This is a genomic window from Streptomyces sp. NPDC025784, from assembly GCF_055558435.1.
Window position 1 is genome coordinate 22893 of record NZ_JBVHMN010000014.1, and the last position, 13561, is coordinate 36453.

Genomic DNA, 13561 nt, shown 5'->3' on the forward strand with positions numbered 1-13561 from the left:
ACCGACGGGCTCGCCTCCCCCGCTGCCGGCCTCGGACCGCTCGGCGCCCCCGGGCCCGGGAAGCGCGCTCCCCTCTCGGGAGCGCCCGGCGCCGACGGGCTCGCCTCCCCCGCTGCCGGCCTCGGACCGCTCGGCGCCCCCGGGCCCGGGAAGCGCGCTCCCCTCTCGGGAGCGCCCGGCGCCGACGGACCCGGCGCCGGTACTCCCGGCGTCGGACCGATCGGCGTCGGCGGGGTCCTCACCACCGCGCCCGGCCTCCGGCCGTTCGGCTCCCGCGGGCTCGGCCTCGGCGGAGCCACCCTCCGCGGGACCACCGTCCAAGGGCCCGGCGTCGCCGGGATCCGCGCCGCCGGACTCATCACCGCCCGGCGCCACGTCGGCGGGCTCGGCGCGCGTGCCGTCCGCGTCGGCGGGCTCGTCGGCGCCGGTCCGCTCGGCGTAGGTGCGCCCGGGTGTCTCCTCCTGCGGCGGACGGTGGCCCGGCGTGCCGGTGGCCGGCGGTGTCCGGGCGGCTATCGGTCCGGTGACCGGAATGCTGATCGGGGCGACGGCCCCGGAGTCCCCGGCGAGCTCCAGCAGGCCGTCGCCGAGCATGCGGGCCATCGCGACGGTGACGGTGTAGACACCGAGGCCGGTCGCGAAGGCGATGTCACGTGCGGTCCGCCGCCCGTCGGAGTGGGCCAGCAACTCCCGCTGGAGCTCGGGGAGAAGGGCGTCGGCACCGTCGGCGGCCGTGGTGGGCACGGGCCGTTCGCGCTCCGGCCGCACGGGGCACGGCAGGGCGGCGACGGCGGCCAGTTTCCGTGTCGCCTCCTGGAGCAGCCGTCCGGGCGGTTCCCCCACGGCGATCGGGGCGAGCGGCTCGGCGGCGTCGAGCGGGGCGCAGCCGTCCACCCGTCCGGCGACGACCGCGAAGGCCGCGTCCTGCGTGGCCATCACACAGACGACCCTGAGCTGCGCGGCCCCCGCGTACCCGTGGGCGATCAGCCCGTCCTGCGGCCAGCGCGTGCCCTCGCTCTCCCGGAGCAGCTCCGCCCACTGCTCGCCGCTGACGCGCCCGGTCCGCAGCAGCCTGGCCTCCGGCCCCGGTGCGCCGGGGCTCTCGACCGCGACGACGAGTCCGTCCCGGAGATGGAAGGCACCCCCGGGTCTGCCGGACACCCGCAGTCTCCCCGTCGCCCGCGAGTCCTGGCACTCGGTGAGGGCGTGCGACAGCAGGTCGAATCCGACCCGGCCAAGGGAATCCCGAATGCCCGACATCACTCCCCTTGGAGATTCCGGCACTTCTCGAACTTCGCACAGATGCCTGATGCATCACGCTGAAGTGGAATGTGTATCAGTCCGGGGGCATATCTCAGCGAGAGTCGCACTACCTGACGGAAGTTGAAATATCCCGTCCCTCAATAGCCTTCATCGGTCGTCCGGTTGACCGACTCTGCACCGCCGTCAGGCGCCCGCGCCCAGCACCCGGACGGGCAGCGGACACAGCGCCTCGCGCAGGGCCGCCGCGAGTTCCTCGTACTCCGTGCCCCGTGCGGCGCCCGCCCGCATGGCGAGGGCGATCCGACGGGTCGGCGCCGGATCGGCGAAGTATCCGGTGAGCAGCTGGTTGCTGCGGGTCGTCTCGACCTTGACGGCGGTGCGCGGCAGCAGCGTCACACCGAGGCCGCCGGCGACGAGCTGGACGAGCGTGGAGAGTCCGGCGGCGGTGGTGGTGACGGGAGCGTCGGCGCGGCCCGCCTCACGGCAGATGTCGAGGGCCTGGTCGCGCAGGCAGTGGCCCTCGTCGAGCAGCAGGAGGTTGAGTTCGCGCAGCGCTTCGCGGGGGATGCCCTCCCTGCCGCCCAGCCAGTGGTCCAGCGGGGTGACCAGTACGAAGTCCTCGTCGAACAGCGGGAGTTCGACCACTCCGGGCACCCCGAGCGGCACGGCGAGCAGCAGCAGGTCGAGCCGGCCGACCGCGAGTCCCTCCAGCAGGCTCGAGGTCTGCTCCTCGTGGACCTGGAGGTCGAGGTCGGGGTAGCGGTCGTGGACGAGCCTGAGGACGGTGGGCAGGAGGTAGGGCGCGACGGTGGGGATGACGCCGAGACGCAGGGCCCCGGTGAACGGCGCCCGCACCGCCTCCGCCTCCTCCAGCAGCGCCCCGACCTCGTCGAGCACGGCCTTCGCCCGTACGGCGAGGCGCTCTCCGGCGGGCGAGAGGAGCACCTTGCGCGTCGTACGCTCCAGCAGCGTCACGCCGAGGGTCTCCTCCAGCACGGAGACCGCGCCGGACAGGGCGGGCTGGCTCATGCCGATCGCGGCGGCGGCATCACGGAAGTGCAGGTGCTCGGCCACGGCGGCGAAGGCGCGCAGCTGGGCGAGACTGGGCTGGCGGCGCCCGTTCCCCTTGGGGCCCGCCTTGCCGATGGGGCTCGCCATGCCCGTACCTCTTCACTCGTAGTCACTGATAACCGTTGCCGATCAACCTGACCGAGTGTAGCTATTTCCGCAATCAATGCAGCCTGTGTCAACATCAGCTTCGTCCAACCCATGGGAAACGCCCTCAAAAGGGGTTTTTCCTCGCTGCAAGGAGAGCACGTGCTCACTGTCGGTGACAAGTTCCCCGAGTTCGACCTGACCGCCTGTGTCTCGCTGGAGCAGGGCAAGGAGTTCGAGCAGATCAACCACAAGACCTACGAGGGCCAGTGGAAGATCGTCTTTGCGTGGCCCAAGGACTTCACCTTCGTGTGCCCGACCGAGATCGCGGCCTTCGGCAAGCTGAACGACGAGTTCGCCGACCGTGACGCCCAGGTCCTCGGTTTCTCCGGCGACTCCGAGTTCGTGCACCACGCCTGGCGCAAGGACCACGACGACCTGCGCGACCTGCCCTTCCCGATGATGGCCGACTCGAAGCACGAGCTCATGCGTGACCTCGGCATCGAGGGCGAGGACGGCTTCGCCAAGCGTGCCGTGTTCATCGTCGACCAGAACAACGAGATCCAGTTCTCCATGGTGACCGCCGGTTCCGTCGGCCGTAACCCCAAGGAGGTCCTGCGGGTCCTGGACGCCCTGCAGACCGACGAGCTGTGCCCGTGCAACTGGACCAAGGGCGAGAGCACCCTCGACCCGGTCGCGCTGCTGGCCGGTGAGTGACCTTTCATGGCCCTCGACGAACTGAAGTCCGCCCTGCCGGACTACGCCAAGGACCTGCGCCTGAACCTGGGCTCGGTCATCGGCAACAGCGACCTTCCGCAGCAGCAGCTGTGGGGCACCGTGCTCGCCTGCGCCATCGCGTCGCGGTCCCCGCGGGTGCTGCGTGAGCTGGAGCCGGAGGCGAAGGCCCAGCTGTCGCCGGAGGCGTACACGGCCGCCAAGGCCGCGGCCGCCGTCATGGCGATGAACAACGTCTTCTACCGGACGCGGCATCTGCTCTCCGACCCGGAGTACGGGACGCTGCGGGCCGGGCTGCGGATGAACGTCATCGGCAACCCCGGTGTCGAGAAGGTCGACTTCGAGCTCTGGTCGCTCGCCGTGTCCGCCGTGAACGGCTGCGGGCAGTGCCTCGACTCGCACGAGCAGGTGCTCCGCAAGGCCGGTGTCGACCGGGAGACGATCCAGGAAGCGTTCAAGATCGCTGCGGTGGTTCAGGCCGTCGCCACGACGCTGGACGCCGAGGCGGTCCTCGCCGGCTGATCCCCCGGGTTCCCCCTTCGCCCCGTCCACCGTCCCCGGTGGACGGGGCGAGGTGTTTTCGCCCCCCGCCGCCCCTACCCGTCCCTTGTCCCTGGTGGCTCCGCCCCGAGACCCCCGTATCGGCCTGACGGCCTCGTCCTCGATCGCCGGACGGGCTCACATCACCCGCACCGCAGCCACCAGGCGCTGGGCCGACGGCGCTACGGCGTCGGGGAACCCGCGGAGGCCGCGTCCACCGCGGTGGCGCCCCGCGGCTCCGGGGCATGGCGGCGGGACGCCTCCTGGGCGTACGAACGCAGGTACATCACCACGGTGTTGGTGACCGCGACGAGCGGCACCGCGACCACCGCTCCGCCGATCCCGGCGACCATGCCGCCCGCGGCCACGGACAGCACCACGGCCAGCGGATGCACCCGTACCGCGCGGCCGAGGATGAACGGCTGGAGGATGTGCCCCTCGATCTGCTGCACGGCGAGCACGACGACCAGCGTCATGACCGCGGTGAAGACGCCCTGCGTCACCAGCGCCACGACGACCGCCAGCGCACCGGAGATCACCGCGCCCACGAGCGGGATGAACGCGCCGAGGAAGATGAACACGGCGAGCGGCACAGCCATCGGCACGTCGAGGAAGTAGATGCCGAGGCCGATGAAGGTGGCGTCGATCAGCGCGACGATCACCGTGCCGCGGACGTACGCCGTCAGGGTGCGCCACGCCCGCGGACCCGCTCCCGCGACGCCGGGGCGGGCGGCGGCCGGAACGAGCTTGAGCGTCCACTGCCAGATGCGCTTGCCGTCGTAGAGGAGGAAGAGGGTCGAGAACATCGTCAGGAGGATGCCGGTGAGGGCCTCGACGATGACGGTCACGCCTTCGAGGCCCGCCGAGGTGATCTGGTCGGTGTTCGCGCCGACCGCTTCGCGCAGGTTCTTCGCGATCTCGTTGATCTGCTTGTCCGTCACATGGAACGGACTGTTGAGGAGCCACTTGCGCAACTCGTCGATGCCGTCCTGGATCTGGTCGGAGAGGTTGTCGATGTTCTCCTGGACCTGCCAGACCACGAACCAGCCGACCAGTCCCATGATGACGAAGCCGAGGATCGCGGTGAGCGCGGTGGCCAGGCCGCGCGGCACCCCGACGCGCTTGAGGCGGGCCACGGTCGGCTGGAGCAGCGCGGTGATGAGCAGCGCCGCCACGAAGGCCAGGACCACGAGCTGTACGGCGCTGATGACCCGCATCAGCACCCACACGGTGCCCGCGAGCACCAGCAGCCGCCAGCCGGCCTCGGCCGCGACACGCACCCCCCACGGCACGGCCAGCGCCGGGTCGGGCCGTCCGGCCGTCATGGGACCGTACGCGACCGGCGCGGGTGCGGCGGTGTCGCCGTCGGTGGGGGTGTGCCCGGCGCCGTCGGCGGGGCGGTGGTCCTCAGGGGCGGTCACCGGGTCGTCGCCGGCCGCGGACCGGGAGCTCCCGGATCCGGGCCGCGCGTCCTCGGGGGCTCTTCTCACATGCGGGACTTCCGCTCCGTCCTCCGTGGGCAGGGAGCCCTGGGACTCCTTCTCCACTTCGGCGCGGCGTTCGTCCAACCGCTCCCCCAGCTCGGACAGTCCGGCGCCCAGCCGGCCGAGCCACCCTGGCACTCGCGACATGATCCGTCCTCTTCCCCCGTTGCGCCCCACCACTCCCCCCTGGAGTCATCGGCTCCGACCGTACATGGCCGAAGCCCCTCCCCCTAGGACGGGGAGGGGCTTCGCAAGGTTGAGCGATCGAGCGGCCGACGTGCGGCCCGGTGCTCAGTACCAGTGGTTCGCCTGCCAGAACGACCAGGCCTCACAGGGGCTGCCGTAGCGGCTGTCCATGTAGTTGAGGCCCCACTTGATCTGGGTGGCCGGGTTCGTCTGCCAGTCGGAGCCGACCGACGACATCTTGGAGCCGGGCAGTGCCTGGAAGAGACCGTAGGCGCCGGAGGAGGCGTTGACCGCCTTGTAGTTCCAGCTGGACTCGTGGTCCACGATGTTGCTGAAGCACTGGAACTGGCCGGACGGCACCATCTGGCGTGCCATCGCCTGGATCTGCGCAACGGTGTACGAGCTCTGGACGGAGAAGCTGGAGGCGTCACGCGTCGCGGAGCGGCTGGCCGCCTCCTGCGCCGCCTTGCGCTCCTTGGCTTCCTTCTCCGCCTGCTCCGCCTTCTCCGCTGCCTTCTGCTTCGCGACGGCGTCCTCGGCGGCCTGCTTGCGGGCAGCCTCCTCGGCGTCCTTCTTGGCGCTCGCGTCGGCGGCGATCGCCTGGGCGTCGGCCTGCTGCGTCAGCGATGCGGTCTGCACCTGGGCCTGCTGGCCCGCGGGTATGTCCGCGAGGAGGGTCGAGTCGCTTGCCGTCGCCTCGGCGTCGTTCGAGGGCTGGGCGGTGCTGCCCGAGGCAACTCCGACGACGCTTCCGACAGCGGTGACCGCGGTGGCCGAGGCCACTGCGAATCCCCGGACCGAAATCCGGCTCACACGGTTTCCTTCCAGCATCGCCCGCTTAGGTGACCCTCGCGGACGCAATCGTGCCCCTTGGCGCTGGCCTCCCAACTGCGGGGTCACGGGAGGCACGGGCCCGGTGGGCAACTCCCGCGAGGGGAGCGCCGCGTGGTGCGCGGGCGGCATACGACGGCTCTATGGAGTTCTGAGGTTCCTGTTGTGCCGTACCGCTGGGGGTACAGGTGTGTCGTATGCGGGGCCTGACAGGAGTGAGACTCTGCCGTAACCGGACGCCGCAAGGCAATTCTGTGTTGCGTGTGAAAGCTCACACCTTGTTTGCCCCAGAAGTTTTTCGGAAACGAGCACACGCCAAGACGCCGCCCGGCTAGGCTCTTCGCCTTTGCCGGACGGCGCCAACTACCGTGCATCCACCACCCTTTGAACAGGTGGGGTCAGATCTGCCCGTCCTCCAGCATTTCGGTCACAAGGGCAGCAATCTGGGACCTCTCGGACCGATTGAGGGTGACATGCGCGAAGAGCGGATGCCCCTTCAATTTCTCCACGACGGCGACGACTCCGTCGTACCGGCCGACACGCAGATTGTCCCTTTGTGCCACGTCATGGGTGAGAACAACCCGGGAATTCGCCCCGATCCGTGACAGCACGGTCAGCAGGACGTTCCGTTCCAGTGACTGCGCCTCGTCCACGATCACGAAGGCGTCGTGGAGGGAGCGGCCCCGGATGTGGGTGAGCGGCAGGACCTCCAGCATGCCGCGCGCCGTGACCTCTTCGATGACCTCGCGGCTGGTGACCGCGGAGAGCGTGTCGAAGACCGCCTGCGCCCAGGGGCCCATCTTCTCGGACTCGGAGCCGGGCAGATAGCCGAGCTCCTGCCCGCCGACCGCGTACAGCGGGCGGAAGACCATCACCTTCTGGTGCTGGCGCCGCTCCAGGACGGCCTCCAGGCCCGCGCAGAGCGCGAGCGCGGACTTGCCGGTGCCGGCCCGGCCGCCCATGGACACGATCCCCACCTCGGGGTCGAGCAGCAGGTCGAGCGCGATGCGCTGCTCGGCACTGCGGCCCTTGATGCCGAAGGCCTCCCGATCGCCGCGCACCAGCCGGACGTTGCCCTCGGAGGTGACACGGCCGAGGGCCTTGCCGCGCTCCGACTGGATCGTCAGGCCCGTGTGGACGGGCAGGTCGGCCGCTTCCGGCACGTACGCGTGGCCTTCCTCGAAGAGGATGTCCACCTGCTCGCCGGACAGGGTCAGTTCGGACATTCCGGTCCAGCCGGAGGAACCCGTGATGGCGAGTTCCGCGCGGTACTCCTCGGCGAGGAGACCGACGGAGGACGCCTTGATCCTGAGCGGCAGGTCCTTCGAGACGACGGTGACGTCGTACCCCTCGGCCTGCAGGTTGCGGGCGACCGCGAGGATGCGGGAGTCGTTGTCCCCCAGGCGGTACCCGCTGGGCAGGACGCTGGGGTCCGAGTGGTTGAGCTCGACGCGTACGGTCCCGCCGAGGTCCCCGATCGGGATGGGGGAGTCGAGGCGGCCGTGCCGTACCCGGAACTCGTCGAGCAGGCGGAGGGCCTGCCGGGCGAAGTAGCCGAGTTCGGGATGGTGCCTCTTGGCCTCCAGCTCCGTGACCACGACGATCGGGAGCACGACCTCGTGCTCGTCGAAGCGGCTCAGGGCGTTGGGGTCGGCCAGCAGGACGCTGGTGTCGAGAACATAGGTGCGCCGGTCTGGCTTGTGGCGCTTTGTGCTGGTCACCACGGAAGGACGTACCCCCTCGGATGAGGTCGGGGAGCGACGAAGGAGATCTGGACCGGTCTCGGGCACCGATGCGCGGGCCGAAAACCGGCCCTCCACTTCGTCCGTACTGACCGCACGGTCGGGCTGGTGCAAAGGGCCTCCCGGGCGGACGGCCCCGTGCCGTCCGCTGAGATACGACACCCGTGGTTCGGGCATCGACCTGGAAGGCTTATGCCCTTTAACGAGCCACGCCATGCCACGGCATATGACGGCGCGTTCGTTAACTCCAGATGACGTGCGTCCCGTCCCGCGGTCCGGGACGTCCTCCACCCGCCGGGGGACCGGCCCCGATCAGCCGCCGTACCGCCGGTGACGGGCCGCGTAGTCACGCAGGGCACGCAGGAAGTCGACCTTGCGGAAGGCCGGCCAGAAAACTTCGCAGAAGTAGTACTCGGAGTGGGCGGTCTGCCAGAGCATGAATCCGGACAGCCGCTGCTCGCCGCTCGTGCGGATGACCAGGTCCGGATCCGGCTGGGCCCCGGTGTAGAGGTGCTTGCCGATGGCGTCGACGTCGACGGCGTCGGCGAGGTCCTCCATCGAGGTGCCCTTGTCGGCGGCGTCGAGGATCATCGAGCGCACGGCGTCGGCGATCTCCTGGCGGCCGCCGTACCCGATGGCGACGTTGACGAGTATCCCGTCGACGTGCGCGGTGGACTCCTCGGCCTCCTTGAGGACCGTCTGCATCTGCGGGGGCAGCAGGTCGAGCGTGCCCACGTGGTGCACGCGCCAGCGGCCGTCGGCGGCGAGGGTGCGGACGACGCCCTCGATGATGCCGAGCAGCGGGACGAGCTCCTCCTGCGGACGGTCGAAGTTGTCCGTGGACAGCAGCCACAGGGTGACGACCCCGACGTCGGTCTCGGAGCACCAGCCGAGGAACTCCTCGATCTTGTCCGCTCCGGCCCGGTGCCCCTGCGCGGTCGTGGAACCCGCCGCCTTGGCCCAGCGCCGGTTGCCGTCCATGATGACGCCGATGTGCTTGGGCACCTGGTCGTGGTCGAGGTGGCCTTCCACCCTGCGTGCATAGAACCTGACCAGCAGACGGCGCAGGTTTTCGCGCAGGTTCACGTGTTGTCAGCCCCTCCGTGTGGAAGTGACAGGTGCGCGGCTGAGCGCAAGCCCTGTCCATATGGCGGTCCCCGTCGGCGAAGCCTACCCCCGGAGCACGTCTGCCCGGGGAGCACCCCCGGGCGCCCGGCCGGGCCGTCACCCGGGGTGCCGTCGACCTGTCGTAGTTTCGTATGCATGAACGACATGTCTGCGTACCGCGCCGCAACGGAGCGGTACGACTCGATGGAATACCGCCGTACGGGGCACAGCGGCCTCAAGCTGCCCGCCGTCTCGCTGGGCCTGTGGCACAACTTCGGCGACGACCGTGCGCTCGATTCCCAGCGCGCGATCCTGCGCCGCGCGTTCGACCTGGGCGTCACCCACTTCGACCTCGCCAACAACTACGGTCCGCCGCCCGGTTCCGCCGAGCTCAACTTCGGCAAGCTGCTCCGCCAGGACTTCGCGCCGTACCGTGACGAGCTGGTCATCTCCACCAAGGCGGGCTACCTCATGCACCCCGGGCCGTACGGCGAGTGGGGTTCGCGCAAGTACCTGCTGTCGTCCCTGGACGCCTCGCTGAAGCGGATGGGCGTGGAGTACGTCGACATCTTCTACTCGCACCGCTTCGATCCGGACACCCCGCTGGAGGAGACGATGGGCGCGCTCGCGTCCGCCGTGCAGCAGGGCAAGGCGCTGTACGTGGGCGTGTCGTCGTACACCGCCGAGCAGACCGCCGAAGCGGCCCGCATCCTCACCGGGATGGGCGTCCGCCCGCTCATCCACCAGCCCTCGTACTCGATGATCAACCGCTGGACCGAGGACGACGGCCTGCTCGACACGCTGGAGGACGCCGGCATGGGCTGCATCTCCTTCGTGCCGCTGGCGCAGGGCCTGCTGACGGGCAAGTACCTCAAGGGCATCCCGGAGGGCTCGCGCGCCACGCAGGGCAAGTCGCTGGACCCGAACCTCCTCAGCGACGAGGTGGTCCGCCGGCTGAACGGGCTGAACGACATCGCGGCCCGCCGCGGCCAGTCCCTCGCCCAGCTCGCGCTCACCTGGGTGCTGCGCGACGAGCGGATGACCTCGGCCCTCATCGGCGCGTCCAGCGTGGCCCAGCTGGAGGAGAACGTGGCGGCGCTGGCCGGTCCGAAGCTGACGGACGAGGAGTTGAAGGAGATCGACACGTTCGCGGTGTCGACGCCGGGGACGAACATCTGGGCCGGTCGGCGCTGAGTCACCGCCGCCCGCGCGTACGGCGGCGGGGGCGCACGGGGGGCGCCCGCCGGGCCGCCGGCCGCGGGCATGAAAAACGGGCCGGTCCGTGGGGGGGAGACGGACCGGCCCGAGGGGGGGTTTCCACCATAACCCTTCGTAAGTGATGCTGCGTGCATCGGCGTGCCACAACTACTCTCCGAAACCGTCCGGCGACGCCACGGTGGGGGCGGAATCTCCGATTCAGGGTGTGATCATGGCCGAATCGCAACTGATTCCAAGGGATTCGCGAAGAATCCGGGAAGATCCGATGGACATACCCCCGGCCGCGCCGACCCGCCGCGACGTACTCCACGCGGGTGACGGACGTTCCGCCCGGGCGCTTGACGCGGCCGCTAGCTTCGCACCCATGGCCACCTTCACGACGGAGCGGACGACCGGGCCGGTGCCGCTGGAGCTCGCCCTGTCCGCCCGCGCCCGGCGCCGGGGACTGCTCGGTCGCGACGGGATCGAGGGCGCACTGCTGTTGAGTCCGGCGAGCTCGGTGCACACGTTCGGGATGCGGTTCGCGATCGACGTCGCCTACCTGGACCGCGACTCCCGGGTCCTCACGGTGCGCACGATGCCTCCGGGCCGCGTGGGGCTGCCCCGGCCACGGGCCCGGCACGTCCTGGAGGCGGAGGCCGGGGCGATGGAACGGTGGGGCGTACGGCCCGGGGCGCGGGTCACGGTGCGGCACCCCTGACCGTGCGTCAGGAATGCAGGCAGCACCGCGCAGCCCCCTCCTCTGCGCGGTGCCACACGCGCAGCTTTGCTCACGCGAATTACCTTGGTCTGAACTTACGTGAGGCGAACATCCGAAGCGAGCCACCCTCGATAACGATGTGGAAACCCTGTGCCGGTTCTGTGTCACTGCTCGGGGCATCCGACATATGGACGCTCATCTCACGCACCAGATGCCGCATGGGGATGTTTTCGGTCAATCAGCTCACCCATGTGTCGATCACCCCATTCCCCCAGCGGCAGCAGCGCGGTGTTGAGCATCTCCCCCAGCTCGGTCAGTGAGTACTCGACTCGGGGCGGGACCTCCCGGTGCACGATCCCGTCGGCCTCCAGTTCGCGCAGCTGCTGGCTCAGCACCTTCTCGCTGACCCCCTGGACGTGGCGGCGCAGCTCTCCGAAGCGGAGGATCCCGCCGACGTGCAGCGCCCACAGGATCATCGGCTTCCACTTGCCCCCCACGACGTCCACGGCGGCATCGAGACCGCAGGTGTAGGGGCCCTTGCCCTTCGACATGGTCAACTCCTCGGCGGATGCGCCGTCTTCGGCGGAAGCGGACAGAATCTGGCCTCTTTCCCGCCTAACGTCGTCCGCATGACCTTGAGGATCACATGGGACGAGGCGAGCGCGCGGCGTATGGAGCGGCAGTTCCTGGCCGTTCCCGCGACGGCCGGGACACCGCTCGCGGACGTGGTCGGCGCGATGCTCGGCGCACACGCGCAGATCCTGTCGGCGGCGGAGATGTCCGTCGGCGTGCGCGCGGACGGGGTGACACGGGCGGACGTGCGCACGGCGCTGTGGGAGGACCGGTCGCTGGTGAAGACGTTCGGTCCGCGCGGCACCCTGCATCTGCTGCCGGCCGCGGAACTTCCCCTCTGGACGGCCGCGTTGACCGCGATCCCCACCGGCCCGAGCGCGTCCGCCCCCGGTGTCCGGCTGACCGCGGCGCAGGCGGACGAGGTCGTCGCGGCGATCGGCGACGCCCTCGACGGCACCTGTCTCACCGTCGACGAGCTGAGCGAGGAGGTCGTACGGCGCACCGGACCCTGGGCCGGCGACCTCGTGATGCCCGCCTTCCAGGGGATGTGGCCGCGCTGGCGGCAGGTGATGCACCGGGCGGGCCAGCGGGGCGCGCTGTGCCTCGGCCCGAACAGGGGCCGCAAGGTCACGTACACCAGGCCGCCGCACTTCACGCCGCTCGACACGGACGAGACGGCCGCTCGCGCGCAGGGGATCGCCCGGCTCGTCCAGCGCTATCTGACCGCGTACGGACCCGCGACCCCGGCGCACTTCGCCAGATGGGCTGCCGCGCCGCGGGGTTGGTCCGGCGAGCTGTTCGCCTCGCTGGCCGCGAGCGGGGAGATCGAGGAGGTCGACTTCCTGGACGGCCCTGCATGGGTCGTGGCGGGCGACACGGAATTCCCGCAGGAGCCGGTGCGCGGGGTGCGACTGCTGCCGTACTTCGACGCGTACGGCATCGCGGTCCAGCCGCGCGAGGTGCTGTTCCCCGGGGCGGCGTACCGACGCGCCCTGGCGGGCGGCCAGGCCGGCAACCATCCCGTCCTGCTCGTCGACGGCGTAGTCGCGGGCGTCTGGCACCAGCGGCGCCGGGGCCGGCGCACCACGGTCACCGTCGAGCCGCTGGGACGGCTGACGGCCGCCGCCGAGCGGGAGCTCGCCGCGCGCGTGGAGCGGATCGGCGAGGTCCTGGAGGCGACGCCGGAACTGGTGGTCGGAACGGTGACCGCGGGACCGCACGCCTGACCCCTACGCCGGCTTGCGCGCCTCGATCAGGAAGCGGGCGCTGTGGGTGACGAACGGGCCCTGCGTCTCGATCCGTTCGTGCAGCGAGCGCAGCAGGGGCCGGTACGCGTCGACGGTGAAGCCCGGGACCATCCAGATCACCTTGCGCAGGAAGTGGACGACGGCCCCGATGTCGAAGAACTCGATGCGCAGCCGCTCCGCCCGCAGGTCCACCACATCGAGCCCGGCGGCCTCGGCGGCGGCCCGGGCACGCTCCGGGTCACGGGCGTTCTTCCGCTCCTCCGGCTGCGGTCCGAGGAAGTACTCGACGAGTTCCACGGCGCTCGCGGGGCCGATCTGCTGGGAGAAGTAGCTGCCGCCGGGACGCAGGACCCGGGCGATCTCCGCCCAGTACGTGTCCACGGGATGACGGCTGGTGACCAGGTCGAACGCCTCGGCCGCGAACGGGAGCGGCGCCTCCTCCGGGGAGGCGACGACCACCGCGCCGCGCGGGTGCAGCAGGGCGGTGGCCCGGGCGACGTTCGGCGGCCAGCCCTCGGTCGCCACCATGAGCGGCGGCAACTGCGGCGCGGAGTCCAGGACTTCACCGCCGCCGGTCTGGATGTCCAGCGCGGCCGTCGCGCCGGCCAGTCGCTCCCCCATCGCCTTCGCGTACCCCCACGAGGGCCGCTCCTCCGTGGCCCGGCCCTCGAACCAGGAGAAGTCCCAGCCGTCGACGGAGACGGCCGCGGCCTCGGCGACCAGGTCCTCGAAGGCGCGGCTGCTGTTGTCCATGGCGGGCATCCTCCCAGCGGCCGCATG

General features: G+C 70.7%; 13 protein-coding genes. 5 read left to right on the forward strand and 8 right to left on the reverse strand.

Going from position 1 to position 13561, the window contains the following annotated elements:
• A partial coding sequence (locus ACZ4IF_RS28400; protein ID WP_467567811.1) for an ICP22 family protein occupies window positions 1-1161 on the reverse strand: 1161 nt, incomplete at its 3' end.
• A gap of 285 nt (window positions 1162-1446) precedes the next feature.
• Window positions 1447-2421 carry a LysR substrate-binding domain-containing protein gene (locus tag ACZ4IF_RS28405; protein WP_359493980.1) on the reverse strand — a complete coding sequence of 325 codons (975 nt, stop codon included), beginning with the start codon at window positions 2419-2421 and terminating at the stop codon, window positions 1447-1449.
• A gap of 159 nt (window positions 2422-2580) precedes the next feature.
• On the opposite strand from ACZ4IF_RS28405, the gene ACZ4IF_RS28410 reads away from it, so the two are divergent.
• Both ACZ4IF_RS28410 and ACZ4IF_RS28415 read left to right on the forward strand, forming a co-directional pair.
• Complete coding sequence (locus tag ACZ4IF_RS28410) at window positions 2581-3135, forward strand: peroxiredoxin (protein WP_467567813.1); 555 nt, start codon at window positions 2581-2583, stop codon at window positions 3133-3135.
• A gap of 6 nt (window positions 3136-3141) precedes the next feature.
• Window positions 3142-3675 (forward strand): alkyl hydroperoxide reductase, encoded by a 534-nt coding sequence (locus ACZ4IF_RS28415; RefSeq protein ID WP_095936377.1) that lies wholly within the window; start codon window positions 3142-3144, stop codon window positions 3673-3675.
• 200 nt (window positions 3676-3875) lie between these two features.
• On the opposite strand, the gene ACZ4IF_RS28420 is transcribed toward ACZ4IF_RS28415, so the two are convergent.
• From ACZ4IF_RS28420 to ACZ4IF_RS28435, 4 genes are all read right to left on the reverse strand, one after another.
• Window positions 3876-5324: an AI-2E family transporter gene (locus ACZ4IF_RS28420; protein WP_467567815.1), complete on the reverse strand. Its 1449-nt coding sequence runs from the start codon at window positions 5322-5324 to the stop codon at window positions 3876-3878.
• Between the two features lie 144 nt (window positions 5325-5468).
• On the reverse strand, window positions 5469-6194 hold the full coding sequence (locus ACZ4IF_RS28425) for an aggregation-promoting factor C-terminal-like domain-containing protein (RefSeq protein WP_467567817.1): 726 nt from the start codon (window positions 6192-6194) through the stop codon (window positions 5469-5471).
• A gap of 398 nt (window positions 6195-6592) precedes the next feature.
• The gene (locus ACZ4IF_RS28430; RefSeq protein WP_095936374.1) at window positions 6593-7918 is read right to left on the reverse strand and encodes a PhoH family protein; all 1326 of its coding nucleotides are present in this window, start codon (window positions 7916-7918) and stop codon (window positions 6593-6595) included.
• A gap of 330 nt (window positions 7919-8248) precedes the next feature.
• Complete coding sequence (locus ACZ4IF_RS28435; protein WP_095936373.1) at window positions 8249-9022, reverse strand: isoprenyl transferase; 774 nt, start codon at window positions 9020-9022, stop codon at window positions 8249-8251.
• 177 nt (window positions 9023-9199) lie between these two features.
• Between ACZ4IF_RS28435 and mgrA the strand changes: the two genes are divergently transcribed.
• Together mgrA and ACZ4IF_RS28445 are read left to right on the forward strand one after the other, a co-directional pair.
• Entirely contained in the window at window positions 9200-10237 is a 1038-nt protein-coding gene (mgrA, locus tag ACZ4IF_RS28440; protein WP_467567819.1) for an L-glyceraldehyde 3-phosphate reductase, read from the forward strand.
• Window positions 10238-10625: 388 nt separating this feature from the next.
• Window positions 10626-10961, forward strand: coding sequence for a DUF192 domain-containing protein (locus ACZ4IF_RS28445; protein WP_467567821.1), 336 nt, complete (start codon window positions 10626-10628; stop codon window positions 10959-10961).
• A 200-nt stretch (window positions 10962-11161) separates the two neighbouring features.
• Here ACZ4IF_RS28445 and ACZ4IF_RS28450 read toward each other — a convergent pair whose 3' ends face one another.
• Window positions 11162-11512, reverse strand: a complete 351-nt coding sequence (locus ACZ4IF_RS28450; protein WP_467567823.1) for a winged helix-turn-helix transcriptional regulator — start codon at window positions 11510-11512, stop codon at window positions 11162-11164.
• Window positions 11513-11590: 78 nt separating this feature from the next.
• Here ACZ4IF_RS28450 and ACZ4IF_RS28455 point away from each other — a divergent pair, with 78 nt between their 5' ends.
• Window positions 11591-12760 (forward strand): winged helix DNA-binding domain-containing protein, encoded by a 1170-nt coding sequence (locus ACZ4IF_RS28455; RefSeq protein WP_467567825.1) that lies wholly within the window; start codon window positions 11591-11593, stop codon window positions 12758-12760.
• A gap of 3 nt (window positions 12761-12763) precedes the next feature.
• Here the strand turns inward: ACZ4IF_RS28455 and ACZ4IF_RS28460 are convergent, their stop codons facing one another.
• A complete protein-coding gene (locus ACZ4IF_RS28460) occupies window positions 12764-13534 on the reverse strand; it encodes a class I SAM-dependent methyltransferase (protein ID WP_467567827.1) in 771 nt (256 codons plus the stop codon).
• Window positions 13535-13561: the final 27 nt, after the last annotated feature.

Coding starts and splice junctions, on each gene's coding strand:
- ACZ4IF_RS28425 (WP_467567817.1), bottom strand. CDS start 6,194: ATGCTGGAAGGAAACCGTGTGAGCCGGATTTCGGTCCGGGGATTCGCA.
- ACZ4IF_RS28455 (WP_467567825.1), top strand. CDS start 11,591: ATGACCTTGAGGATCACATGGGACGAGGCGAGCGCGCGGCGTATGGAG.
- ACZ4IF_RS28415 (WP_095936377.1), top strand. CDS start 3,142: ATGGCCCTCGACGAACTGAAGTCCGCCCTGCCGGACTACGCCAAGGAC.
- mgrA (WP_467567819.1), top strand. CDS start 9,200: ATGAACGACATGTCTGCGTACCGCGCCGCAACGGAGCGGTACGACTCG.
- ACZ4IF_RS28420 (WP_467567815.1), bottom strand. CDS start 5,324: ATGTCGCGAGTGCCAGGGTGGCTCGGCCGGCTGGGCGCCGGACTGTCC.
- ACZ4IF_RS28445 (WP_467567821.1), top strand. CDS start 10,626: ATGGCCACCTTCACGACGGAGCGGACGACCGGGCCGGTGCCGCTGGAG.
- ACZ4IF_RS28405 (WP_359493980.1), bottom strand. CDS start 2,421: ATGGCGAGCCCCATCGGCAAGGCGGGCCCCAAGGGGAACGGGCGCCGC.
- ACZ4IF_RS28450 (WP_467567823.1), bottom strand. CDS start 11,512: ATGTCGAAGGGCAAGGGCCCCTACACCTGCGGTCTCGATGCCGCCGTG.
- ACZ4IF_RS28460 (WP_467567827.1), bottom strand. CDS start 13,534: ATGGACAACAGCAGCCGCGCCTTCGAGGACCTGGTCGCCGAGGCCGCG.